The organism is Streptomyces longispororuber (assembly GCF_014656095.1).
Taxonomy (GTDB): Bacteria; Actinomycetota; Actinomycetes; order Streptomycetales; family Streptomycetaceae; genus Streptomyces; species Streptomyces longispororuber.
Genome location: NZ_BNBT01000003.1, coordinates 81,642 through 104,370 on the forward strand (window position 1 = coordinate 81,642; position 22,729 = coordinate 104,370).

The window sequence follows — 22,729 nt, forward strand, 5'->3', positions numbered from 1 at the left end:
TTGAAGGGGTGCGGGAGGAGGAAGAGGCGACGTCGGCGGCGGTGCCGCGCCGGGCGGCGACGGCCCGGTCGGTGACGCCCCGGACGACGCCACGGGCGGTGGCGGCGGGCGGCGGGGCGCGGTCCGGCGGTGGGGTGGCGCCCGGTCCGGTGACGTTCCACGTGCTCGGGCCGCTCGCCGCCCGCGACGCGCACGGGCACGACCTCGGCCTGAAGGGGCCGCGGCACCGCGCCGTCCTCGCCCGGCTGCTCGTCGCCCGCCGCCGCGCCGTGCCGGTGTCCTGGCTCGTCGACGACCTCTGGGACGAGCCGCCGCCGACGGCCGTCGGCACCATCCGTACGTTCGTCGCGGACCTGCGCAAGGCCCTCGAACCCGGCCGGGCCCGGCGCGCGCCCGCCCGGCTCCTGGTCACGGCCGGGCCCGGGTACGCGCTGTCGGCCGCGCCGGACGCGGTGGACGCGTGGCGGTTCGAGACGGCCGTACGGGAGGCCGGGCGGCTCCTCGACGGCGGCAGCCCGGCGCCGGAGGCCGCGCTCGCCGCCCTCACCGGGCTCGACGAGGCGCTCGGCCTGTGGCGCGGCCCCGCGTACGCCGAATGGGCCGACGCCGACTGGGCCCGCGCGGAGGTCGCGCGCCTCGACGGGCTCCGCCTCCTCGCCGTGGAACGCCGCGCCCGCCTCGCCCTGGCCCTCGGCCGCGCCGCCGACGCGGTCCTCGACCTGGAGTCCCACGCCCGGGCCCACCCCTGGCGCGAGGAGGCGTGGGAGCTGCTCGCGCTGGCCCTGTACCGGTCGGGCCGGCAGGGGGACGCGCTGGCCGTGCTCCGCCGGGCGCGGGACACGCTGGCGGGGGAGCTGGGGGTGGACCCGGGGGAGGGTTTGCGGCGGCTCGAAGGGGAGATCCTGGCGCAGGCGGTGCGGGGGGACGCGGGTGCCGAGGCCGGCGTCGGTCCGTTGGCCGGAGCTGGGGCTGGGGCTGGGGCCGGGGCTGGGGCCGGGGCCGGTGGCGGGTCGCGTCGGCGGCCGATCGCCGTACGAGGCCGGTCGGCGACGTGCCTGGTGGGGCGCGACGCGGAGGTCGCCGTGCTCGAAGCCGCCGCCGGGGAGGCGGTGCGCGACGGCCGGTTCGTCCTCGCCCTGCTCCCGGGCGAGGCGGGCGCGGGCAAGACCGCGCTGGCCCGGGAGCTGGCGGGACGCCTGGGCGCGGAGGGCTGGGTGACGGCCTGGGGCCGGGGGCTGGAGGGCGCGGCGGGTTCGGTGGGTTCGGTGGGTTCGGCGGGTCCTGTGAGTGGTCCGGCGGGTGGTTCGGTGCGTGGTTCGGCGGGTGGACCGGTGGGTGGGGTGGTGGGGCGGCTGTGGGAGGAGGTGTTCGCAGAGCTGGAGGGGCCGGGGGTGGCGGGGGTGGCGGGGGTGACCCGGGCTTCGTCTTCGGCCGCGGCTCCGGCTCCTGCATCGGCCGCGGCTTCGTCTTCGGCCGCGGCTCCTGAATCGGCCACGGCCGCGGCTGAGGCAGCGGTGTCGTCCGCGGATGAGGCCCTGGATGTGCCCTCGTCCGTACTCGTACCCGTACCTGTACCCGTACGGCAATCTCCGGCTTCGTCCTCGTCAGCGGCGGCACGCCCGGACGCGGAGTGGACCGAGCGCGGGTGGGGCGCCGTCGGCCGTGGTGGTCGGGCGGCGGTGCGCCGGGTGGCTGACCGGCTCGGTGCCCTCGTCCCGCCCGGCCGCCCCCTCCTGCTCGTCCTGGACGACCTGCACGGCGCCGACGAGGAGTCCCTCGACGTGCTCGCCGCGCTGGCGACGGCGGGCCCCGCCCGGCCCGTGCTGCTCGTGGGGGCGTACCGCGACACCGAAGTGCCGCCGCAGCTCGCCGAGTTCCTGGCCCGCGCGGCACGGGCCGAACCGGTGCGGGTCCCGGTACGGGGGCTGGCGGAGGGTGCGGTCGCGGAGCTGCTCGCGGCCGTCGCGGGGCGGGGCGCCGACCCCGCGACCGCACGCGCCGTGTGCCGCCGCAGCGGCGGCAACCCCTTCTTCGTACGGGAACTCGCCCGGCTCCACGCGGAGGGCGGCACCGCCGCGCTCTCCCGTGTGCCCACCGGGGTACGCGACCTCGTCTGCGCCCGGCTCGGCGCGCTCGGGCAGGAGACGCGCACGGTGCTGCGCCTCGCCGCCGTGGTCGGGGAGGAGGCCGACCTGGACGTGCTCGGCGCGGTCACCGGGGACGAGGAGACCGTCCTGGACGCGGTGGACGCGGCGACGGCGGCCGGGTTCCTGGTCGAGCCGGAGGAGGGGGAACGCGCCGCCGAGCGCGTGCGGTTCGCGCACGCGCTGGTCCACGAGACGGTGTACGAGGACCTGTCGCGGCCACGCCGCGCCCGCCTGCACACGGCCGTCGCCGAGGCCCTGGAACAACTGCGGCCCGACGCCGTCGAGGCCGTCGCCCACCACTACGTCCGGGCCGCGACGCGCGCCACGGCCGCCCGCGCCCTCGCGTACGCGACCCGCGCCGCCGGCCGGGCCGAGGCGTCGGGCGCGCCGCACCGGGCGGGCCGGTGGTGGCGCGCGGCCCTCACGGCGTACGACCGGCAGGCCCCCGGGACCGCCGGGGAGGGGGCCGCCTTCGGGACCGAGGCGGCGGCCGCCCCGGACCCGGCGACCGTGCCCGCCGCCCGCGGGCGGCTGCTCCTGCTCATGGGCCTCGTCCGCAGTCTCGCCGTCACCGGCGGGCTGGCCGAGGCCCGGCGCCACCGGGGCGACGCGCTCGCCGTCGCCCGGGCCTGCGGCGACCCGGAGCTCGTCGCCCGCGTCCTCGGCGCCTTCGACGTCCCCGGCATCTGGGCCCGTAACGACGACGAGGACCTGTCCCGGCGCGTCGTGGCCGCCGCCCGGTGGGCCCTGGCCGCCCTGCCCGACGACGGGACGCGCGCCCGCCGCGTCACCCGGTGCCGCCTGCTGACCGGCATCGCCATGGAGAGCCGGGGCGACACGACGGGCTCGGGCCTCGTGGCGGCCCGCGAGGCGGAGGCCCTGGCGCGCGGGCTCGGCGAACTCGGCCGATCTGACGGACCAAGCGGAGAGGGCGAAGACGGCGCGGAAGGAGAACGGGGCCGCGCGAAGGAGCGAGCCGCGCTGTTGGCGTTCGCGCTCAACGGGCGCTACCTGCACACCTTCCACCGCCCCGGCCTCGCCCCCGAGCGCGCCCGCATCGGCACGGAACTGGTCGAACTCGCCGCCCGCCACGGGCTCGTCACCTTCGAGGTCCTCGGCCACCTCATGCTGCTCCAGGCCCACAGCGCGCTCGCCGACCTCACCCGCGCCGACGCCCACGCCACCGCCGCCGACCGGCTCGCGGAGCGGTACGGGCTGCCGCTCGTGGCGGTGTTCACCTCCTGGTACGCCGCGCTGCGCGCCGCCGTCGCCGGGCGCGCGGACGAGGCCGCGGCCGCCTGCCGGGCCGCCGCGGCACGACTGCCCGGCAGCGGCATGACCGGCATGGAGCGGGAGGACCTGCTGCCTCTCGCCCTGATGTGCCTGGGCCTCGCGCCGGAGCCCGCGGCGGACGGCGTACCCGCGGCGGGGCAGCTTCTCGACCTCCGGCTGTGTCTGCGCGCCCGCGCCGCCGTCCGCGCCGGGGACACCGCCCGTATGGAGGCCTCGTACCAGGAGCTCCTCCCGGGCCGGGACGAGGTGGCGGGCGCGGGGAGCGGGCTCCTCGCCCTCGGGCCCGTGGCGCGGGAGCTGGGCGACCTGGCCGCCGCCCTGGGACGGCGCGCGGACGCCGCCGCGCACTACCGCCACGCGCTCGCCGTGGCCGACCGCGCCGGGGCCCCGCACTGGGCGGCCGCCGCGCGGGCCGCGCTCACGGCGGCGGTGCGAGGATGCGGTGATGACCACCGAGACGGTCCCCGAGGCGACCCCCGAGACGGTCCCCGAGGCGACCCCCGAGACGGTCCCTGAGACGGCCCCCGAGACGATCCCTGAGGCGGCCCTTGCGACGGCCCCCGAGGCGAACCCCGAGACGGCCCCTGAGGCGGCCTCCGGGGCGACCGCCGCGGGCACGCCCGCGCCCGCGTTCGTACGCTTCCAGTCACCCCTGCGCCACGGACGCGGCCACTTCCCCGGCGTCTTCGCCCTGGTCAACGGCCTGGCAAGGGAGGGCAAGCTGACCGCCGAACAGGAGCGCTTCCGGCGCGCGAACAACGACTGGTACGACGCCGCCTACCCGACGCCCGACGCGTCCGTCTACGACCCGGAGCGGAACCCCGGCGCCGTCGCCTGGTTCAGGACCACCGCCACGCACCTCGTCGAGCGGGTCCCCGGGTACCTGGAGATCCTCGCCGCGCACGGTGTGGAGTGCCAGGAGGTGCGGTCCGCCGATCCGGGGCGGGTGGTCTACGAGGACGACGTCCAGGTCGTCGTCGTACCGCACCCTTGAGACCACCCCTGAGACCACCCCCGAGCCCGCACCCGCGATCACCCCGAGCCCACCCCCGCATCCCCCCGAGACCGCGACCGCGCCGCCTGCTCGCCGACGCCTGAGGTTATGAGGATCCTGTCAGGGCGGAGGCTGACAGTCCGGTGGGCGGGTGGCCGCGGCCTATGCTCAGGCGCATGTGCGCATTTGTCCTGGTCGCGGAGGACGACGAGAAGCAGGCCGACCTCATCCGCCGCTATCTGGAGCGCGAGGGGCACACCGTCGGCGTCGCCCACGACGGGCGCACCGCGCTGGAGCAGGTCCGGACGCACGACCCCGACCTGCTCATCCTCGACGTGATGATGCCGGAGATCGACGGGCTCGGGGTGACCCGCGTGCTGCGCTCGGCCCCGCCGCCCGGTGCCCCGGCGACCGGGCGGGACACCGGTACGCTGCCCATCCTCATGCTCACCGCCCGCTCCACCGAGGACGACCTGCTGCTCGGCCTCGACCTGGGCGCCGACGACTACCTCACCAAGCCGTACAGCCCCCGCGAACTCATGGCCCGCGTCCGCACCCTGCTGCGCCGCGCCAGCGGAGCCGCGCACCGGCCGCCGCCGGACCCCGAGGCGCGGGTGCTGCGCGCGGGGGGCCTGGTCGTGGACGAGCTGCGCCACGAGGTGACCGTGGACGGGCGTCGCGTGGAGTGCACACCGGGCGAGTTCGAACTGCTCTCCGCGATGGCGGCGGAGCCGGAACGGGTCTTCACCCGGCCCCAGTTGCTGGACCGCATCCACGGGTCGTCGGGGTACATATCCGCGCGCACGGTGGACGTGCACGTCCTGAACCTCCGCAAGAAGATCGAGGCGAACCCGCGGGCGCCGCGACGGCTCGTGACGGTGTTCGGGGTCGGGTACAAGCTGGTCGCCCACCGGGGCCCGGGCCCGGGGCCGGGGCCGGAGCCGGGAGCGGGACCGGGGCCGAGGACCAGGACGAGAGGCCGGGCGGCGAAGCCGACGGGGGAGACGGCGGGGCGTCGTGGGGCGTGAGCGCGGCCGGTCGGACGGCACGGCTGAGGCGGACTCGTCCACCGCGCGGGACTCATCCACCGTGACGAACCCGTCCACCGTGACGGACCCGTCCGGCATGCCTGATGTGTCCGGCGCATCCAGTACATCCGGCGCACCCGACACGTCCCTTGAGCCCGGCGCACCCGACACGTCCCCCGAACCCGACGCACCCCCAGCCCGACCCGCCCGACCCACCAGACCCACCAGACCCGCCAGACTCACCAAGCCCACCCGCCCAGTCCGCCCCACCCGCCCCCGCGTCCCCAAGCGCAAGAGCCGCCCGACGCGTGTCCCCGTACGCAAGAGCCTCCTGTCGCGGCTGCTCGTCGTGTCGGTGCTCGTGTCCGTGCTGTCCATCGCCGCCACCGCCTGGCTCGCCGCGCAGACCACGTCCGGGGCGATCCGGCAGGAGCAGGGGCAGGTGCTCGCGGACGACGCGCGGATCTACGACCGGCTCCTGGGCCTCGCCGCGACCACCCCGAACTGGCGCGGCGCCGACCGCACCGTGCGGGAGCTGTCCGCCGACACCGGGCGGCGCATCGCCCTGACCACGCAGGACCGCAAGGTGATCGCCGACTCGGCCGAGGGCGAAGGGGAGCGCGGGGCCCGGTTGCCCGCCCGGGCCTCGGCCGTCGTCGACCCGCTGGCCGTCGACTCGACACTGGCCGCGGGGCGGGACGACGACACGGCGGAGGGCCTCGGCGCGACGTCGGGCGTCGGCACCGGCACGGGCGCGGTGGACCGCATCGACCCGCGGGCGGTGGGGCCGTTCCGACTGCCCGCGAAGGAGCGGGAGGAGCTGCGCTCGATGGCGGAGAAGTACGTCGGCTGCGTACGGGACACCGGGGTCACGGTGAAGACCGTCGAGGGCCCGAGCGGACGCCCGTACCTGGAGACGACCGACGGGCGCGGCGAGCAGTTCACCGACCCGCAGTGCGGGGCCATGCACCTGAACGTGCCCACGCGGACCGAGCGCAGGGCGCTCGACAAGATCACCAGGCTGGCCGAGGCGTGCATGCGCCGCAAGGGCACCGAGCCCTCCGTGCTGCGCCTGACCATGTCGCGCGGCGGCGTCCCGCGCCTCGCCGCGCTGGGGTTCGACGGACCGGCGGCGGTGCCGTATCCGAAGGAGACCGCGCCGGGGCAGCCCGGTGCGCCCGGTGAGCCGGGCGCGCCCAAGAAGCCGTCCCTCGTCCCTCCGACCGCCGAGCCCGCCCCCGCGGACCCGAGCGAGCCGCCCGCCGAGGCCACGCCCGACCCCGTCGAGGCCCTCGCCACGAGCTGCGTGGACAGCGCGCGCCGCGAACAGCTCGGGCAGTACGTCTCGTCGCCCGCGCTGCTCTTCATCACCAGCCAGGACGGCAGCCGTCCCTCCGAGAGCGGCTTCCAGCTCTCCGGGGCCAACACCGCCCGGCTCGTCGGGCTCGCCGCGGCGATCCTCGCGGTGACGGTGGCGGTCACCGCGTTCGCCGCGACCCGCCTCACCCGGCCGCTGCGGGCCCTGACCACCGCCACGCAGCGGATGAAGACCGGGGAGGCCACCGAGCCGGTGCCCGCCCGGTCGGCCGGGGAGATCAGCCAGCTCGCCGCCGCCTTCAACGACATGGCCGCGCACCGCAGGGCCCTGGAGGAGCAGCGCAAGGCGATGGTCAGCGACGTGGCGCACGAGCTGCGTACGCCGCTGTCGAACATCCGGGGGTGGCTGGAGGCCGCCGAGGACGGTGTCGTCGCCACCGATCCTGAGCTGGTCACCTCACTCCTGGAGGAGGCGCTGCTGCTCCAGCACATCGTCGACGACCTCCAAGACCTGGCCGCCGCCGACGCCGGGACGCTGCGGCTGCACCGGGAGCCCGCCTGCGCCGGGGAGCTCGCCGAGCAGGTGGTGGCCGCGCACCAGGCGCGCGCGGACGCGGCGGGCGTACGGCTCACCGCCCGCGCGGAGGGCGACCCGTGGCTGACCGCGGATCCGCTGCGGCTGCGGCAGGCCGTCGGGAACCTCGTCTCCAACGCGATCCGGCACACCCCGGCGGGCGGCAGCGTGACCGTCACGTGCCGGGCCGCCGGGGAGGGCTGGGTGACGATCGAGGTGGCCGACACGGGCACGGGCATCGCCGCCGGGGACCTGCCGCACGTGTTCGACCGGTTCTGGCGGGCGGACAAGTCGCGGACGCGGGCCACCGGGGGGAGCGGGCTCGGGCTCGCGATCGTACGGAACCTCGCGCGGGCGCACGGTGGTGAGGTGGAGGTGGAGAGCGAGGTCGGCCGGGGCACGCGGTTCACGCTCCGGCTGCCGGTGACGTGAGGCAGCCTCGCGCGGCCTCGCCGGGGGCTCCCCGACCCCGCCCCTTCCCGAAACCATGGGGCTCCGCCCCCTGGACCCCCTTTCCGGCGTTTGAGGACGAGCGCGCAGCGCGATGAGACCCGGGCGGCGGCCGCGTCAGGCGTCTCACTTGGCCTCCGCATAACACCGCACAACCCCCGTGGTGAACGGAAACCGCACCGGCGTCTCGCCGAACGCGATCCGCCCCGCCACGTCCCCCGCCTCGCGCACCGCCGCCGCGACCTCGTCGGCCTCCTCGGCAGGGCAGTGCACGATCACCTCGTCGTGCTGGAAGAAGACCAGCTCGGCGCGGAGGTGCGCGGTCGCCCGGCGCAGCGCGGCGAGCATGAGCAGCGCCCAGTCGGCGGCGCTGCCCTGGACCACGAAGTTCCGCGTGAAGCGGCCGCGGGCGCGGGCGTCGGTGGAGGCGTAGCCGGGGGTGAACTCGGCCTCGCTGCCCTCCGCGTCGGCCGCGGCCTCCTGCGGGATCCCGGCCTCCCCGTACGCGTCGTCGCCGGTGCGGGCGGCGGGCGGGCTGGTCCGGCCCAGCCAGGTCCGTACGAGGCGGCCCTCCTCGCCCGCGCGGGCCGCGTCGTCGACGTACGCGACGGCCTGCGGGAAGCGGCGGCGCAGGGCCGCCAGGTTCTTCAGGCCGTCGCCGGAGGTCTGGCCGTAGATCGCGCCGAGCAGTGCCAGCTTGGCGTGCTCGCGGTCGCCGGAGAAGGCGCGGTCCGACAGGCGCGTGTACAGGTCCTCCGCGCTGCCCGCCACCTCCATCAGGCCCCGGTCGCGGGAGATCGCGGCGAGGACGCGCGGTTCGAGCTGGTTCGCGTCCGCCACGACCAGGCGCCAGCCGGGGTCGGCGACCACGGCGCGGCGGATGACCTTGGGGATCTGCAGGGCGCCGCCGCCGTTGGTCGTCCAGCGGCCGGAGACGGAGCCGCCCGGGGTGTACCCGGGCCGGAAGCGGCCGTCGCGCACCCAGTCCTGGAGCCAGGACCAGCCGTGGGCGGTCCACACGCGGTACAGCGACTTGTACTCCAGGAGGGGGCGGACGGCGGGGTGGTCGACCTCCGCCAGCTCCCACCGCCGGGTCGAGCGGAGCTTGACGCCCGCCCGCGCGAAGGCCTTCACGACCTCGGCGGGCAGGTCGGGACGCACCCGGTGCCCGAAGGCCGCCGAGACCTCCTCGGCCAGCTCGGCCAGGCGGCGGGGCTCGCCGCTGCCGCCGTACCGCTCGCCGAGCAGCTCGGTGAGGACGTCGCGGTGGACGTCGGCGCGCCACGGCAGCCCCGCCGCGTCCATCTCGGCGGCCACGAGCGTGCCCGCCGACTCCGCGGCGGTGAGCAGCCGCATCCGCCCCGGGTGCTCGGCCGCCCCGTGCCGCCTCAGTTGCTCGGCGTAGACCGCGAGGAGCGCCTCGAAGGGCAGTGGGGCCGCAGGGGCCGGGTCGAACAGCGAGTCCTGCGCGCCGGGCTCGGCCGCGCGCGGCGGCGGGTCCGGCGGCACGGGTCTTCGCTCCAGGCGGGCCCAGGCGGCCGCCGCCGAACGGGGCTCGCCGTGCCGGCCCTCGTGCGCGAGGAGCAGGGCCTCGGCGGCCTCCACGTCGTAGCACCGCTCCACGCGGAGGCCGGCCGCGAGCAGCCGCGGATACGCGTCGGCGGTGGACCGCCACACCCACCGCCCCACGCCGGGGCGCCGCCGCACCGCCTCGACGAGCCCGGGCTCCCGCTCCACGGGACCGACGGGCACGCCGTCGTCGCCCACCGCCGTGACCAGGACACCTCCGTCCCCGCCGTCGCCGACCACCCACCGTTCCGCGTCCATGTCTACGACGATCGCATCCACCACTGACACTGGCTCTGGCCCCTGGGCCTTCAGCGCGACCCCCGCCCGGGCCTCGATCGGCCTCCGGCCTCGTCCTCAAACGCCGGACGGGCTGGGACTGCCCGCCTCCCGCCGCCGTCGCCTGCCGGTGATCCACCGCTGCGCGGCGGATGTTCCCCACCCACCCGCCCTTCCATCGGCCTGGCGGCCTCGTCCTCAATCGCCGGACGGGCTGAGACTGTCCGCCGGGCGCCGTCGTCGGCTGCCGGACACCCGACGACGGCGAGTCGAGGACACCCCAGCCGGTTCGGCCGACGACGGCGAGTCGAGGACACCCCAGCCCCTCCGGCCGATGACGGCGAGTCGAGGGGGACTTTCAGCCCGTCCGGCGTTTGAGGACGAGGCGCGGAGCGCCAACAAAGGGGGAGAGGGGCGGAGCCCCAGATGAGATGGGCGGGGGGTCGGGGGCGGCAGCCTCCGGGTTCGGGAAGGGGTGGGGTTGGGGCGCCCCGCGAGGGCCCCGGCTCACGCCCGTCCCACCCGAGCCCCCACCACCGCCACCCCCACAGCCACCACCCCGCACACCCCCACGCACACCCCCACGACATCCCACGGCACCACAAGCACCCCAACCCCCACCGGCACCGAGAGCCGCGCCAGCCCCGCCGCCAGGCCCCCGAGCCCGACCGCCGTCACCGCGAGGCCCAGGACCGCGCCCACCGCCACCGCGAGCAGCGCCTCCCCGGCCGCGACGAGCCGTAGCTGCGCGGGGGTCGCCCCCACCAGGCGCAGGGAGCGCAGCTCGGGGGCGCGTACCGGAGCGGTCATCAGGAGCGTGGCGGCCAGGGAGATCACCGCGTACGCGAGGCAGATCGCGAGCAGCATCAGCAGCCCCAGACGGGTCTGCTCCTTCATGCCGGGGTACGCGGCGGCGAGCCAGTCCGCGACCGGCCGCACCTCGCCGCCGCTCGCGCACAGCGCCCGCGCCACGGCGGCGCGCCCGGCTCCGGGGCGCAGCCGTACGTCGAGCCGGTCCACGGGGGCGGCCGCGTTGCGCGCGGTCACGTACGCGCCGTTGTCGCCGGTGCCGCGCGCGAGGACCGCCGCGATCCGCAGTCGGGCCCGGCGCCCGTCGCCGAGCCACACGGTCACGCGCTCGCCGACGCGGTGCCGCTGCCACTCCTCGTTGACGACGATCGAACGGTCGTCGAGGTCGCGGACGTCGCCCGCGACCACCGGGAGCCGGGTCACCGCCGCGAACGCCGCCGGGTCGGCGACCGCCCGCGCCTCGGAGCGGACAAGGGCGGCACCGTCGTCCTCCCGGACGAAGACGGCCGTGGCGGCGGAGGCCGACACGGTCGCGCCCGGCACCGAGCCGACGGGGCGCAGCGCGTCCCCGGTGACGACGAGGTCGGCGGCGGTCTGCCGCCGCGCCTCGGCCGCCCCGGCCGCGCCGACGGTCGCGGCCGAGCCGAACAAGCAGCCCGCGAGTGCCACGGTGACCAGGACGGGCGCGGCCACGGCGGCCGTACGGCGCACCCCGGCACCGCAGTTGGCGCGCGCCACCCGGACGAGGGCGACCGCAGGGCGGGTCCGCCCCGGCCGCAGCGCGGCGGGCCGCCGGAAGAGCGCCACGACCCGGCGTACGAGGAGCGGCGCGAGGGCGGCGACGGCCGTCGCGAGGATCATCGGCTGCGTCGTGTACGTCTTGCGCTTGAGCAGGTCCGCGGGGTCCGACCACAGCGTCCACGCGAGCAGCCCGAGCGCCCCGGCGAGCAGCGCGGCCCCGACGGCGCGGCGCCCGCGCGGCATGACGCCGGTGTCGAGCGAGGCCTCCCGGAGCGCCTCCACGGGGCTCACGCGCCCCGCGCGCCAGGCCGCGCTCCCGGCCCCGGCGAGGGCGACGAGCAGCCCGGACCAGAAGGCGAGCTGGTACGGCCACCAGGTCCACCGCAGCCCCTCGGCCACCCGGAACCAGGGCGGCGCCACCTCCACCGCGACCAGCGCCCGCGCGCAGCGGGGCGCCGCCCACGCCCCGAGCGCGCACCCCTCCGCCGACGCCGCCGCGCCCACCGCGAGCGCCTCCCCGAGCAGCCACCGCCGCACCTGGCCCCGGCTCGCCCCGGCCGCCCGCAGCAGCCCCAGCTCCCGGCGGCGCAGCGCCACGACGAACGCGAACGTGGACGCGGTCACGAACGCCGACACGAACACGGCGACACCGCCCGCGGTACCGAGGAACGCGGTGACGGCCACCAGCGCCCGCCCGTCCTCCTCGGCCTCCGGGTCGGCCCGGCGCCGGTCCGCGCCGGTGAGCACCCGGGCGCCGGTGCCGGAGGCGGCGACCGCCGCCCGCACCGCGCGCTCCGGCGCGTCCACGCCGACGGCGTCCAGCGGTTCCCGGACGCGTACGGTCCCGAGTTCCCGCAGGTCGTCGAGGAGCGCGCTGTCCACAGGGTGTGGATGGGCGAGCCGCTTCGTGACGCGGTCGCCCTCGGGCCCGCGCCGCACCGGCACGCTGAGCGTGTCCCGCCCCGCCACGACGACGGCCGCGTCCGCGAACCGCTGCGGGGCCCGGTCCGCCCCGCCCGCGGCGGCCGCGAGCCCCACGGCCGCCGCGGCGGTGAGCGCCACCCCGAGGGCGACGGCGACGAAGGCCCCGAGGAACCCGGCCCAACGAGAACGCAGCGAAGCGAGAATCATGCTCCCAGCGAACCCTCCGCCGCTGTCCGCCTCACGCCCCCTGGCGGGCGGATCGAGGGTAGGGCCAGACCTACCCTTAGGGGTATGGACTCGGTGATCGACAAGGCGTTCGCGACAGCGCTGTACGAGGGCGCGGCGCCCGCCGGAGAGGATCACGAGGACAGCCCGGACGGGGCGTCCCGTAAGGGCAGTCAGGGCAGGAGGGGCGGCCGGAGCAGCCGGGGCCGGGAGGGGCGCGCGGGTCGTGGCGGGCGCGGCGGCCGCGGCGGGCGCGGGGGGCGCGGGGGTGGTGGCGGGCGCGGGGGGTACGCCGCCCACGCCCCCGACCACGCCCTGGACACCGCGGCCTCCCTGATCGCCGCCGACCCGGCCGCCGACGCCGAAGTCGCCCGCCGGGGCGAGGAGTTCGTCCGCCGCGCCTGGGAGCGCGGCTGGCTCCCCGCGGACGTGCTGCGGCTGGTGCGGCGCGACCTCGACGAGGAGCACGTACGCCTCGCCGCCGAGCTGATCCGCGCCGAGACCCGCCGCTACGGCCCCGACGACCTGCCCGCCCGCTGGCCCGCCCAGCTCGCCGCCCTCGACGGGTACGAGCCCTGGCGGGCCCCGGACCGCTTCTCGCGGGCCACCGCCCTGCTCACCCTCTACCGCTACCTGCTGCGCCTGCCCCCGATCGAGCCGGTGGGGCCGCCGCCGGGCAGCGCGCGCACCCGGCTCACCGCGGCGCCCGCGCACGACGAGCCGCGCGCCCTCACCCGCGTCCGCGCGCTGCTCGCCAAGGCCGAGGCGACCGCGTACCCGCCGGAGGCGGAGGCGCTGACCGCGAAGGCGCAGGAGCTGATGGCCCGCTACAGCGTCGACGAGGCCCTGCTCGCCGCGCGCACGCACGCGGCGGACGCGCCCGGCGCCTGCCGCGTCGGCGTCGACGCCCCGTACGAGACGGCCAAGGCGATCCTCCTCGACGCCGTGGCCACGGCGAACCGCTGCCGCGCCGTGTGGAACGAGCCCTTCGCCTTCTCCACCCTCGTCGGCTTCGAACCGGACCTGGAGGTGGCCGAGTTGCTGTACACCTCCCTGCTCGTCCAGGGCGCCGCCGCGCTGGCCACGGCCGAGGCGGAGCAGCGCGCGGGCGGCCGCCGGCGTACGAAGACGTTCCGCCAGGCCTTCTGGCTGGCGTACGCCCACCGCGTCGGGGCCCGCCTGGAGGCGGCGGCCGCGCCCGTCACGCACGAGGGCGGCCACGGCGCGCTGCTCCCGGTCCTCGCCGCGCGGGACGTCGCCGTCACCGACCGCGCGGAGCGCATGTTCCCCGAGACCACCACGACCCGCGTGCGCGGCGCCCACGACGGCGCGGGCTGGGCCGAGGGCGCCGCGGCCGCGTCGGGCGCTAACCTTCACGCTCGTGTGAGGCTTCCGCACACCCACCCGGACCGGAGGGAGTGACATGCGCATCGGAGAGCTGTCGGAACGCACCGGAACGTCCCGCAGACTGCTGCGCTACTACGAGGAACAGGGCCTGATCGTCGCCGACCGGGCCCCGAACGGCTACCGCGACTACGACGAGTCCAACGTCGACCGCGTGCTCCAGATCCGCGGCCTCCTGGACGCGGGGCTCCCCACCCGCCTCATCAAGCAGATCCTGCCCTGCCTCAACAAGCCCCGCGCCATCCACTTCGAGGACGCCACCCCGGAGATGCTCGCCACCCTGGAACGCGAACGGGACCGCATGACCCAGCGCGTCGCCTGCCTGACCCGCAACCGCGACGCCATAGCGGAGTACCTGAACGAGGTCCGCGCGACCCGCGCACGACAACCCGCGTAACCCCGGCGGCACACCCCACCCCCACTCGTCACCACGGGCACCACCCCCACCCGTCACCACGGGCACCGCCCCCGCCCGTCACCGCGGGCACCGCCCCTGGCCGCCTTCGCCACGGGTGCCGCCCGCGCCGTCCCCCGGCCGCCCGTGCTGTGGCGCCGCCCCTGGCCGTCCTGGCTGTGGGTGCCGCCCCGTCGCCCTCTTCGCGGGTGCCGTCCCTTGGCTGTCCTCGCTGTGGGCGCCGCCCCCACTGTCCTCTCGTGCCGTCCCCTGGCCGCCCCCGCTGTGGGCAGCGGGTCCGCCGTCCTCTCCGCGGGTGCCGTCCCCCGGCCGCCCTCGCTGTGGGCAGCGGGTCCGCCCAGAGGGCGGAACGGGTGGGCACAGCCCCAGGTGCCGAGCAACCGTCCACCAGGGCCCCGACCAGGAACACCCTCACCAGGGCCTCATCGAAGAAATGCCCCAAATCCCCGCGTACCATCACGGAGTGACCTGGTGGCGAGCCCTGCGACAGACGACCCGCACGGGCCTGACCGTGGAGCGCCGCCGCCTCGAACCCCTGGTGGCCCTCCGCGGCGCCGCCGGTCTGGCCGTGGTGATCACCGCGGCCCTCGCCCTCTTCGGCCCCGCCGTCGCCGCCAGCTCCGCGTTCGGCGCGTACCAGGCGGCCATCGCCACGTTCCAGCGGAGCTGGCGCCCCCGCCCGGAGCTCGCCGTCGCCTCCGGCACCAGCCTCGCCGTGTCGACCTTCCTCGGCTACGTGACCGGCGCCCACGAGCCCCTGTTCCTGGCGCTGCTCGCCGTGTGGACCTTCCTCGCGGGCCTGAGCTGGGCGGCGGGCCCCACGATCGGCCTCATCGCCACGTCCAACGTGGCCATCATGCTAGTCACGATCACGCTCCCCGGCTCGCTCGCGGAGGCCGCGGGCCACGCCGCGATGATGGTGGCGGGCGGCCTGGTCCAGGCGGCCCTGGTGATTTTGTTCCCGGTACGCCGCTGGGGCCCCCACCGCGACGCCCTCGCCGACGCGCTGGCCGCCGAGGCCGACTACGCGCGCCGCCTGCGCCACGACCCGGTCGCGCCCTTCGACCCGGTCCCGCTGATGGCGGCCCGCGACGCCGCGACCATCACACCCCGCCAGGCGCGCACCCGCCCGGCCGCCCTGCACGGCACCCGCGGCCTCGCCGAACGCGTCCGCCCGGTGCTCGCCTCGCTCGCGGACCCGGCGATGGGCGTCCCCGCCGAGGGCCCGGAGCGCGACCGCGTCCGGGAGCTGCTGGACGCGGCGGCCGACGTCGTCGACGCCGCCGCCCGGGCCGTCCGCCACGGCACGCCCGTCCCGCGCCTGCCCGCGGCGGCCGCCACGTTCGACTCGGCCGACGCGGAGGACCTGCTCACGGGCCCGCCCCACCGAGCGGCGACCCGCCTCGGAGCCCTCCTGCGCGACGTCGTCGAGGTCGCGGGCGTCCCCGCCCCGGGCAAGCGCCCCGCGGGGCCACAGGAGTCCCCGCTGTCCGGGCGAAGCGGAGAGGACGGGGACGGGGACGGGGACGGGGACGGGAACAGGGACGGGAACACGGGCGGGGACGGAAGCGAGGACGAGGGCAGGGACGGGAGGGACAAGGACAGGGGCGGCCACAAGGACGGAAGCGGGCGCGAGCCCGAGGACGGTAACGGGAACGGACCTGAGGACGGGCAAGGACCCGAGGAGGGACGCGGGAACAGGCACGGACCCGAGGACGGGCACGGGCACGGACCCGAGGACGGACGCGGGAACAGGCCCGGACCCGAGGACGGCCACAGGCCCGAGGACGGTCACGGACCCGAGGACGGCCACGGGCCCGAGGGCGGGCGCAGGCCCGAGGGCGGGCAAGCGCACCCCGAGACGCCGGGCGACCGCGCCACCGCCCCGCCCCCACCCGCGACCCCCCGCGAAAGCAGCCCCGCCCACCTCGTCCGCCCCAGCCTGCTGGCCCTGATCCCCGCCGCCTGCAAGGCCATGCGCACCGAACTGCGCAAGCGGAACTCCGCCGTCACCCGGCACGCCCTGCGTGTCACCGCGGTCACCGTCACCGGCTACCTCCTGGCCACGCGCCTGCCCCTCGGGCACGCCTACTGGGCGCCCATGGCCGCGGTCATGGTGATGCGCCCCGACTTCTCGCAGACCTACTCCCGCGCGGTGGCCCGCTTCGCCGGCACCCTGGTCGGCGTGGCGCTGGCCACCGGCCTGGTCCAGCTCGTGCACCCCGGCACGCACCTTTCCGCGGCCCTCGCCGTCGTCTGCGCCGGGCTCATGTACCTGCTGATGCGCACCGGCCAGGTCGCCGCCCAGGCCTGCGTCGCCGCGTACGTCGTGTTCCTGCTCGGGATGGGTGGCGAGGAGTGGACGCAGACGGTGCCCGAGCGCGCCGTCCTGACCCTGCTCGGCGGGGCTCTCGCGATGCTCGCGTACGCCCTCTTCCCGGCCTGGGAGACCCCGCGGCTGCGCACCCGGCTCGCGGACTGGCTGGCCGCGGACGGCCGGTACGCCGCCGCCGTCGTCCGGCACTACGCCGACCCCGCGGGCAAGGCCTGCCCCGACGTGCGCGAGGCCCTGCTCGCCGCCCGCGACGCGCGGATCGCCTGGCAGGAGGCCGCCGCTCGGGCCCAGCGCGAGCCCGTGCGCCACCGCGGCCTGTCCCACGCGGCCGCGCAGGACGCCGAGCGCGCCCTGGTGCAGATCGGCCGCGTCGCCATGCTGATGGAGGCCCATCTGCCCGAGCGCGGGGCGCCCCCGGTCCCGGCCGCCGCCCGCTTCGCGGACGCCCTGAGCGCCGCCACCGACCGGGCCGCGAGGGCCGTACGCGAGCGCCGCGTGCCCACCTGGGAACCGGTCCGCGAGGCGCTGGCGGCCTGGGACGACGAGGGCGCCCCGGACCGCGTCGTCCGCCGCGGCGCGGGCCTCCTCCTGGGCGCGCTCGGTGAGCTCTCCGACGCCCTGGACGTCACGCCCCCGCCGATGCTGGTGGACGGCACCGACAGCGGCGGGCCGCGGCCCCCCGGGGGGTCCACGGCCCGCTGACGGCGCCCGCCGGGTACGTCAGCCCTGCGGCAGGTCCGCCGTCGGCAGCCCCTTGGGCAGGCGACCGCCCTCGGCCTTGCTGAACTCGTCCGTGCCGAAACCCTCCCAGGCGACCTTCAGCTTCGTGCCGTCCACGGACTCGACGCGGCCCTCGGAGCGGTCCGCGGAGCCGTCGCTGCACTTCAGCCTGATCATCCGCGTGCCGCTCTCCTCCTTGGCGGTGCCGCTGCACACCTGCCCGGCGGAGGCCAGCGAGGCGTTCCCGCCCCGGATGACGAGGGCGACCGGCTTGCCCTTGGACTGGGTCATCCAACTGCCTTCGAGGCTGCCGCCCTTGGCGTCCGACTCCCCGGAGCCGCCGGAGCCGGGCCCCTTGGACGCGCTGTCCGAAGCCGCCCCCTTGTCGCCGCCCTCGTCCCCCTTGTCGCCGTCGTCGCTGCCGCAACCGGTCAGAACGAGCACGGCGGCGAGCCCCGCCACCGTCGCACCGATCGTCGTCCCGCGGACGTGCCTGCGCACGAAGTCCCCCTCGTCAGAGCTGTTGTCGAGCATCGTCCCAGGCCACCGGCCCGGAATCGCGCGCAAAGCTACCAGGAGGACTTCCGCACGCCGGGCAGGAATCCGGCGTGCGCCTGCTCGCGCAGCCGCACCCGGGAGAGCCCGAACGTCCGCAGATAGCCGCGCGGCCGCCCGTCCACACTGTCGCGATGGCGTACGCGCGTGGCGCTGGCGTCACGTGGCTGGCGCGCCAACTCCTGCCGTGCCGCCAGGCGTTCGGCCTCCGGCGTGGACGGACGGCGGATGATCTCCTTCAGCTCGGCCCGCCGTGCTGCGTACCGCGCGACCGTCGCGCGCCGCTGCTCGTTCTTCGCGATCTTGCTCTTCTTGGCCATCAGATTTTCACCCCGCGCGCACGAATCCGGGCCACGGCCGCCTCGACGCCGATCACGTCGACGGTCTTGATGCCCCTGGCGCTCAGCCGCAGGCGCACGTACCGGCCCTCGCTCGGCAGCCAGTAGCGCTTGCTCTGGACATTGGGGTCGAAACGGCGCGAGGTGCGCCGGTGGGAGTGGGAGATCTTCTTGCCGAAGCCCGGCTTCGCGCCGGTGAGCTGGCAGTGGGCGGACACGGTGACGCACCTCTCGGTCGGAATCGCTCCCGTCCATTTGGAAACGGGATTCATTTTCATATACTAGCCGTCATGGCTCGCAACGAACTCCGCCCGGTCATCAAGCTCCGGTCCACCGCCGGCACGGGCTACACCTACGTCACCCGCAAGAACCGCAGGAACGACCCCGACCGCCTCACCCTGCGCAAGTACGACCCGGTGGCCGGCCGCCACGTCGACTTCCGAGAGGAGCGCTGATCCCGATGCGACCCGGCATCCACCCGCCCTACGGCCCCGTCGTCTTCCGCGACAAGGCCGCGGGCTTCGCCTTCCTCACCCGCTCGACGGCGACCAGCGACAAGACGATCGACTGGGAGGACGGCCGTACGTACCCCGTCATCGACGTCGAGGTCTCCTCCGCGAGCCACCCCTTCTACACGGGGCAGCAGCGCGTCCTCGACACGGCGGGCCGCGTGGAGCGCTTCGAGCGCCGCTACGGCTCCCGCGCCGCCGAGGGCGGGTCGCGCTGATGGGCGCCCCCCTCGACGTGGTCGTCGTGGCCGGGCTGCACGCCGAGGCCCGCGCGGCGGCCGTGGACCGGCTGCTGGCCACCGTCCCCGACAGCGTCGCCCTGCACCACGACCTCTCGGCCGCGCCCGGCGGCGGCGTCACCCGGACCGTGCGCGACGCGAACGGCCCCCTGTCCGAGGGCGAAGCGCCGCTCGTCAACGACTGCGCCTGCTGCGCCCTGCGCGAGGACCTCGTACCGGAGCTGGAGCGGCTCGCCGCCGGCGGCCTCACCCGGCTCGCGGTGGTCGAGCTGTGGGACTCCGTCGAGCCCCAGGCCATGGCCGAGGTCATCGCCGGGCACGGCTCGCGCGCGCTGCGCCTGAGCGGCGTGCTCACGGCCGTCGACCCGAGCCTGCTGCTGCCCTACCTCGCCAACGGCGACGACCTGGCGGAGGCGGGGCTCGCCGCGGCCGCCGCCGACCGGCGCACCGTCGCCGACACCTGGGCGCGGCAGCTCGAGTACCCGCCGGTGCTCGCGGTCCTCGACACCGGGACCGCCGCGGCCGTGGACGACGCCGACCGCGCGCTGCTCGCCCAGCTCCACCCGACGGCCCGCCAGGTCCCGATCGGCCACGGTGACCTGGCGGGCGCCGCGCGCGCCGGCTTCGACGTGGAGGCGGCCGCCGCCGCGCAGCACCCGGCGTGCGCGCTGCTGCCCGCCGAGGCCGACGACAGCGGCGTCACCACGCTGGTCTGGCGCCGCGAGCGGCCCTTCCACCCGGAGCGGCTGTACGCGGCCCTGGAGGACCTGACCTGCGCCGCCGCGCGCAGCAGGGGCCGCTTCTGGCTCGCCGACCGGCCCGACACGCTGCTCGCCTGGGACGCGGCGGGCGGCGCCCTGTGCGTGGAGAGCGCCGGGCCGTGGCTGGCGTCCCTGCCGGACGCCGCCTGGGAGCTGGTGCCGCCGGTACGCCGCGCCGCCGCCGCGCTCGACTGGCACCCGGAGCACGGCGACCGCTGCCAGCACCTCGTGTTCACCTCGCCCGGCCTCGACCGCGACGCGCTCGCCGGGGTCCTGGAGTCCTGCCTCCTCACGGACGAGGAGTACGCCGCCGGGCGCGACGCCTGGAAGAACCTGCCGCCCGCCTTCGACTCCCTCCTGGAGGTCTGACCCGTGTCCCCCCGCCGCGCCGACCGCAAGCCCCTGAAGCCCCGCCCCAACCCCCTGGATCAGGCGGGCATCACGTACATCGACTACAAGGACGTCGGACTCCTGCGGACGTTCCTCTCCGACCGGGGCAAGATCCGCTCCCGTCGCGTGACCCGTGTGACGGTGCGGCAGCAGCGGCAGCTCGCCCGTGCCGTCAAGAACGCCCGGGAGATGGCGCTGCTGCCGTACGCGCCCCGCTGACACGGCCGCCGCCCCCGGTGCCGGGGCAAGCGCTTGCCGTCGTCGTGAACTCCTCCCGGTACGCCTGCCACCAGATGGCCCCCGAACGCGTCTGTACCTAGTGCACGAGGTAATCGGATCCGGACGACCCGGCGCGGGAACACCGCGGGAAGATCATGGACGGGGGCTGGCGTTCGCATGTCATGCGGGGTTCGACGCGGTGGCCGGAGGAGCTGTAACCAGCTCACCACACCGCGTGCACGTGCATCTGCCCATGCATCGGCACATGAACACAGCTATGATCCGGGACAGTTGACGGCTACAACAACAGCCACGGCACCACCGGGGAGCGACCTGTGCACCACGTGTTCAACGGCATGGCGGCCACGGATCTTCACGGGGTGGTCTGGCGGAAGAGCAGGCACAGCAATTCCCAGGGTGCCTGCGTGGAGTTCGCGAAGCTGCCGGGCGGCGACGTCGCCGTGCGCAACTCGCGCTTCCCTGACGGTCCCGCGCTCGTCTACACGCGCGCCGAGATAGAGGCGATGCTGCTCGGCATGAAGGACGGCGAGTTCGACGACCTGCTCAGCGGCTGATCACGCGCGTGCGCCCCGGAGGGTGACCGCGTCCGTCCGTACGCTTCGCGGCCGAGCGCGTGTGGACGTCGCGTGGCTGATCACATACGTGTGCCCCGTCGGCTCCTCGTGTCGGTGAGGGCCCGGGGGTATGCGGTGGCCGGCCGGAGCCGCCTCAGGCGAGCTGGAACAGCGCCCACACCACTTTGCCGCTCAGCGCGCCCGCGAGCGGGTGCCAGCCCCAGCCGTCGCTGAACGAGTCCACCAGGAAGAGGCCCCGCCCGGACTCCGCCGAGAAGTCGTCGAAGGCGTCCTCGGGCGCCCGCGTCACCGGGCTCTCGTCGCTGGGGTCCCGTACCGCGCACACCAGGCGCGAGGACCAGCGCATCATGTGCAGCCGCACGGGCGCGTCCTCGCCGACCACGCAGTGCACCTCGGCGTGCGCGCCGTGGGCGGGCAGGGCGTGCCGCAGCGCGTTGGTGACGAGTTCGGAGACCACGAGCGCGACGTCGTCGAAGCGGTCGTCGAGCTCCCAGGAGGAAAGCGTCTTCCGGGTGAACTGCCGTGCGCTGCCGACCGCTTCGTACCGGGGCGGGAGGGAGCAGGAGGCCGCGCTGGAGACCCCTGAGGGGTCGAGCGGAGGAAGCCCCTGCCGCAAGGGCTCGAGCATGGTTGATCCATTCGTCCCCATGCGAGGCACTCCCCGGTTTTCGCGGTTCGCGGTACAAAGCGAGCGAGCGGTGGCGCGGTCGGTACAGCGGTCGGTACAGCAAGGGCACAACAAGTGACGCGCCGACCATGGTTCCGAATGCGTACAGCAGATGCAAGGGCAGATGCACGTGCACGCGCCGGACTTGACCGTTCCTAGGGCGCTTCTTGCCCATTTCTTCCTACGGCCTCTTGTGGAGACTGTCCTTACGCTTTCCCTTTCCGTAACCGAACGAGCACCGCCCGAAGCGTTTAATGGCACACTGCGAGTCTCAAGACCTTGGGGAGGACTGAGCGAAGTGACCGCTGGGGAGTCGAGCGGCTCGGTGGTACGGCGCATTCTGCTGGGCTCGCAACTGAGGCGCCTGAGGGAAGCACGCGGCATCACCCGTGAAGCGGCCGGATACTCGATCCGCGCGTCCGAATCGAAGATCAGCCGCATGGAGTTGGGCAGGGTGAGCTTCAAGTCGAGGGACGTGGAAGACCTTCTCACGCTCTACGGAGTCACGGACGAGGCCGAGCGCGCCGCGCTCCTCTCGCTCGCCAAGGAGGCCAACCTCACCGGCTGGTGGCACAGTTACTCCGACGTGCTGCCGGGCTGGTTCCAGACATACATCGGCCTGGAGGGCGCCGCCTCGCTCATCCGGGTCTACGAAGTCCAGTTCATCAACGGCCTGTTGCAGACGGAGGCCTACGCGCACGCCGTCGTCGAGCGCGGCCTGAAGGCCGCCGCAGGCCGGGGCGGGGGCGGCAAGGTCAGCCAGGCCGACATCGACCGCCGCGTCGCGCTGCGCCTGGAGCGCCAGAAGCTGCTCGTGTCGGAGCGCGCGCCGCAGTTCCGGTGCGTCCTCGACGAGGCGGCGCTGCGGCGGCCGTACGGCGACCGGGAGGTGATGCGCGGGCAGATCCAGCACCTCATCGAGATCTCCGAGCGGCCGAACGTGACGCTGCAGGTCATGCCCTTCACCTTCGGCGGCCACGCGGGCGAGAGCGGGGCGTTCACGATGCTGAGCTTCCCCGAGTCCGACCTGTCGGACGTCGTCTACCTGGAGCAGCTCACCGGCGCCCTGTACCTGGACAAGCGGGAGGAAGTGGCCCAGTACGAGCGGGCGATGGCGGAGCTCCAGGACGACTGTCCGGATCCGGCCGACAGCCGTGACCTTCTGCGTGGTCTACTCCAACTGACCTGAATCGTCAGTAGGATGACGGAAATTCAGGTGTCTGCTGTCGTGCG

At 76.0% G+C, this 22,729-nt stretch carries 19 protein-coding genes; 13 read left to right on the plus strand and 6 right to left on the minus strand.

The genetic code is table 11. The annotated features are described in order from the left end of the window. Positions 1-149: 149 nt before the first annotated feature. The 4 genes from IE330_RS01710 (at position 150) to IE330_RS01725 (ending at position 7,785) form a co-directional block, all read left to right on the plus strand. The gene (locus IE330_RS01710) at positions 150-3,956 is read left to right on the plus strand and encodes an ATP-binding protein (RefSeq protein WP_444546226.1); all 3,807 of its coding nucleotides are present in this window, start codon (positions 150-152) and stop codon (positions 3,954-3,956) included. Between the two features lie 136 nt (positions 3,957-4,092). Beyond that, positions 4,093-4,434, plus strand: a complete 342-nt coding sequence (locus tag IE330_RS01715) for a hypothetical protein (RefSeq protein WP_190134040.1) — start codon at positions 4,093-4,095, stop codon at positions 4,432-4,434. A 176-nt stretch (positions 4,435-4,610) separates the two neighbouring features. After that, complete coding sequence (locus IE330_RS01720; RefSeq protein WP_190133990.1) at positions 4,611-5,462, plus strand: response regulator transcription factor; 852 nt, start codon at positions 4,611-4,613, stop codon at positions 5,460-5,462. Between the two features lie 349 nt (positions 5,463-5,811). Next, positions 5,812-7,785, plus strand: coding sequence for a sensor histidine kinase (locus IE330_RS01725; RefSeq protein ID WP_190133991.1), 1,974 nt, complete (start codon positions 5,812-5,814; stop codon positions 7,783-7,785). A 144-nt stretch (positions 7,786-7,929) separates the two neighbouring features. Here the strand turns inward: IE330_RS01725 and IE330_RS01730 are convergent, their stop codons facing one another. Beyond that, positions 7,930-9,630 (minus strand): bifunctional 3'-5' exonuclease/DNA polymerase, encoded by a 1,701-nt coding sequence (locus IE330_RS01730; protein WP_190133992.1) that lies wholly within the window; start codon positions 9,628-9,630, stop codon positions 7,930-7,932. Positions 9,631-10,155: 525 nt separating this feature from the next. Beyond that, a complete protein-coding gene (locus tag IE330_RS01735; protein ID WP_190133993.1) occupies positions 10,156-12,330 on the minus strand; it encodes an FtsX-like permease family protein in 2,175 nt (724 codons plus the stop codon). An 84-nt stretch (positions 12,331-12,414) separates the two neighbouring features. On the opposite strand from IE330_RS01735, the gene IE330_RS01740 reads away from it, so the two are divergent. The 3 genes from IE330_RS01740 (at position 12,415) to IE330_RS01750 (ending at position 17,204) form a co-directional block, all read left to right on the plus strand. Further along, positions 12,415-13,770: a DUF2786 domain-containing protein gene (locus tag IE330_RS01740; protein WP_229925265.1), complete on the plus strand. Its 1,356-nt coding sequence runs from the start codon at positions 12,415-12,417 to the stop codon at positions 13,768-13,770. A gap of 1 nt (position 13,771) precedes the next feature. Then, positions 13,772-14,149 (plus strand): MerR family transcriptional regulator, encoded by a 378-nt coding sequence (locus tag IE330_RS01745; RefSeq protein WP_190133994.1) that lies wholly within the window; start codon positions 13,772-13,774, stop codon positions 14,147-14,149. A gap of 481 nt (positions 14,150-14,630) precedes the next feature. Then, the gene (locus IE330_RS01750) at positions 14,631-17,204 is read left to right on the plus strand and encodes an FUSC family protein (RefSeq protein ID WP_229925266.1); all 2,574 of its coding nucleotides are present in this window, start codon (positions 14,631-14,633) and stop codon (positions 17,202-17,204) included. Between the two features lie 18 nt (positions 17,205-17,222). Here IE330_RS01750 and IE330_RS01755 read toward each other — a convergent pair whose 3' ends face one another. The 3 genes from IE330_RS01755 to rpmB are packed head-to-tail and all read right to left on the minus strand — an operon-like array spanning position 17,223 to position 18,333. After that, positions 17,223-17,756 carry a hypothetical protein gene (locus IE330_RS01755; protein WP_229925267.1) on the minus strand — a complete coding sequence of 178 codons (534 nt, stop codon included), beginning with the start codon at positions 17,754-17,756 and terminating at the stop codon, positions 17,223-17,225. A gap of 35 nt (positions 17,757-17,791) precedes the next feature. Further along, positions 17,792-18,097: a 30S ribosomal protein S14 gene (rpsN, locus tag IE330_RS01760; RefSeq protein ID WP_190133995.1), complete on the minus strand. Its 306-nt coding sequence runs from the start codon at positions 18,095-18,097 to the stop codon at positions 17,792-17,794. Beyond that, positions 18,097-18,333 (minus strand): 50S ribosomal protein L28, encoded by a 237-nt coding sequence (rpmB, locus tag IE330_RS01765; protein WP_190133996.1) that lies wholly within the window; start codon positions 18,331-18,333, stop codon positions 18,097-18,099. The genes rpsN and rpmB overlap by 1 nt, the downstream gene beginning before the upstream one ends. Positions 18,334-18,405: 72 nt before the next feature. Between rpmB and rpmG the strand changes: the two genes are divergently transcribed. From rpmG to IE330_RS01790, 5 genes are all read left to right on the plus strand, one after another. Beyond that, complete coding sequence (rpmG, locus tag IE330_RS01770) at positions 18,406-18,570, plus strand: 50S ribosomal protein L33 (RefSeq protein ID WP_030361075.1); 165 nt, start codon at positions 18,406-18,408, stop codon at positions 18,568-18,570. 5 nt (positions 18,571-18,575) lie between these two features. Then, complete coding sequence (locus IE330_RS01775) at positions 18,576-18,842, plus strand: type B 50S ribosomal protein L31 (RefSeq protein ID WP_190133997.1); 267 nt, start codon at positions 18,576-18,578, stop codon at positions 18,840-18,842. Next, the gene (locus IE330_RS01780; protein WP_190133998.1) at positions 18,842-19,993 is read left to right on the plus strand and encodes a CobW family GTP-binding protein; all 1,152 of its coding nucleotides are present in this window, start codon (positions 18,842-18,844) and stop codon (positions 19,991-19,993) included. Before IE330_RS01775 ends, IE330_RS01780 begins: the two co-directional genes overlap by 1 nt. 3 nt (positions 19,994-19,996) lie before the next feature. After that, a complete protein-coding gene (rpsR, locus tag IE330_RS01785) occupies positions 19,997-20,233 on the plus strand; it encodes a 30S ribosomal protein S18 (protein ID WP_190133999.1) in 237 nt (78 codons plus the stop codon). A 335-nt stretch (positions 20,234-20,568) separates the two neighbouring features. Beyond that, the gene (locus tag IE330_RS01790; protein ID WP_190134000.1) at positions 20,569-20,808 is read left to right on the plus strand and encodes a DUF397 domain-containing protein; all 240 of its coding nucleotides are present in this window, start codon (positions 20,569-20,571) and stop codon (positions 20,806-20,808) included. Positions 20,809-20,962: 154 nt separating this feature from the next. Here IE330_RS01790 and IE330_RS01795 read toward each other — a convergent pair whose 3' ends face one another. Next, positions 20,963-21,478 carry an ATP-binding protein gene (locus IE330_RS01795; RefSeq protein WP_190134001.1) on the minus strand — a complete coding sequence of 172 codons (516 nt, stop codon included), beginning with the start codon at positions 21,476-21,478 and terminating at the stop codon, positions 20,963-20,965. A gap of 316 nt (positions 21,479-21,794) precedes the next feature. On the opposite strand from IE330_RS01795, the gene IE330_RS01800 reads away from it, so the two are divergent. After that, on the plus strand, positions 21,795-22,685 hold the full coding sequence (locus IE330_RS01800; protein ID WP_190134002.1) for a Sco1979 family transcriptional regulator: 891 nt from the start codon (positions 21,795-21,797) through the stop codon (positions 22,683-22,685). Positions 22,686-22,729: the final 44 nt, after the last annotated feature.

What these genes read in the sequence shown, in the direction of transcription:
- IE330_RS01720 (WP_190133990.1), top strand. Translation starts at nt 4,611, where the DNA reads ATGTGCGCATTTGTCCTGGTCGCGGAGGACGACGAGAAGCAGGCCGAC.
- IE330_RS01730 (WP_190133992.1), bottom strand. Translation starts at nt 9,630, where the DNA reads ATGGACGCGGAACGGTGGGTGGTCGGCGACGGCGGGGACGGAGGTGTC.
- IE330_RS01735 (WP_190133993.1), bottom strand. Translation starts at nt 12,330, where the DNA reads ATGATTCTCGCTTCGCTGCGTTCTCGTTGGGCCGGGTTCCTCGGGGCC.
- IE330_RS01740 (WP_229925265.1), top strand. Translation starts at nt 12,415, where the DNA reads ATGGACTCGGTGATCGACAAGGCGTTCGCGACAGCGCTGTACGAGGGC.
- IE330_RS01745 (WP_190133994.1), top strand. Translation starts at nt 13,772, where the DNA reads ATGCGCATCGGAGAGCTGTCGGAACGCACCGGAACGTCCCGCAGACTG.
- IE330_RS01755 (WP_229925267.1), bottom strand. Translation starts at nt 17,756, where the DNA reads ATGCTCGACAACAGCTCTGACGAGGGGGACTTCGTGCGCAGGCACGTC.
- rpsN (WP_190133995.1), bottom strand. Translation starts at nt 18,097, where the DNA reads ATGGCCAAGAAGAGCAAGATCGCGAAGAACGAGCAGCGGCGCGCGACG.
- rpmG (WP_030361075.1), top strand. Translation starts at nt 18,406, where the DNA reads ATGGCTCGCAACGAACTCCGCCCGGTCATCAAGCTCCGGTCCACCGCC.
- IE330_RS01775 (WP_190133997.1), top strand. Translation starts at nt 18,576, where the DNA reads ATGCGACCCGGCATCCACCCGCCCTACGGCCCCGTCGTCTTCCGCGAC.
- IE330_RS01780 (WP_190133998.1), top strand. Translation starts at nt 18,842, where the DNA reads ATGGGCGCCCCCCTCGACGTGGTCGTCGTGGCCGGGCTGCACGCCGAG.
- IE330_RS01795 (WP_190134001.1), bottom strand. Translation starts at nt 21,478, where the DNA reads ATGGGGACGAATGGATCAACCATGCTCGAGCCCTTGCGGCAGGGGCTT.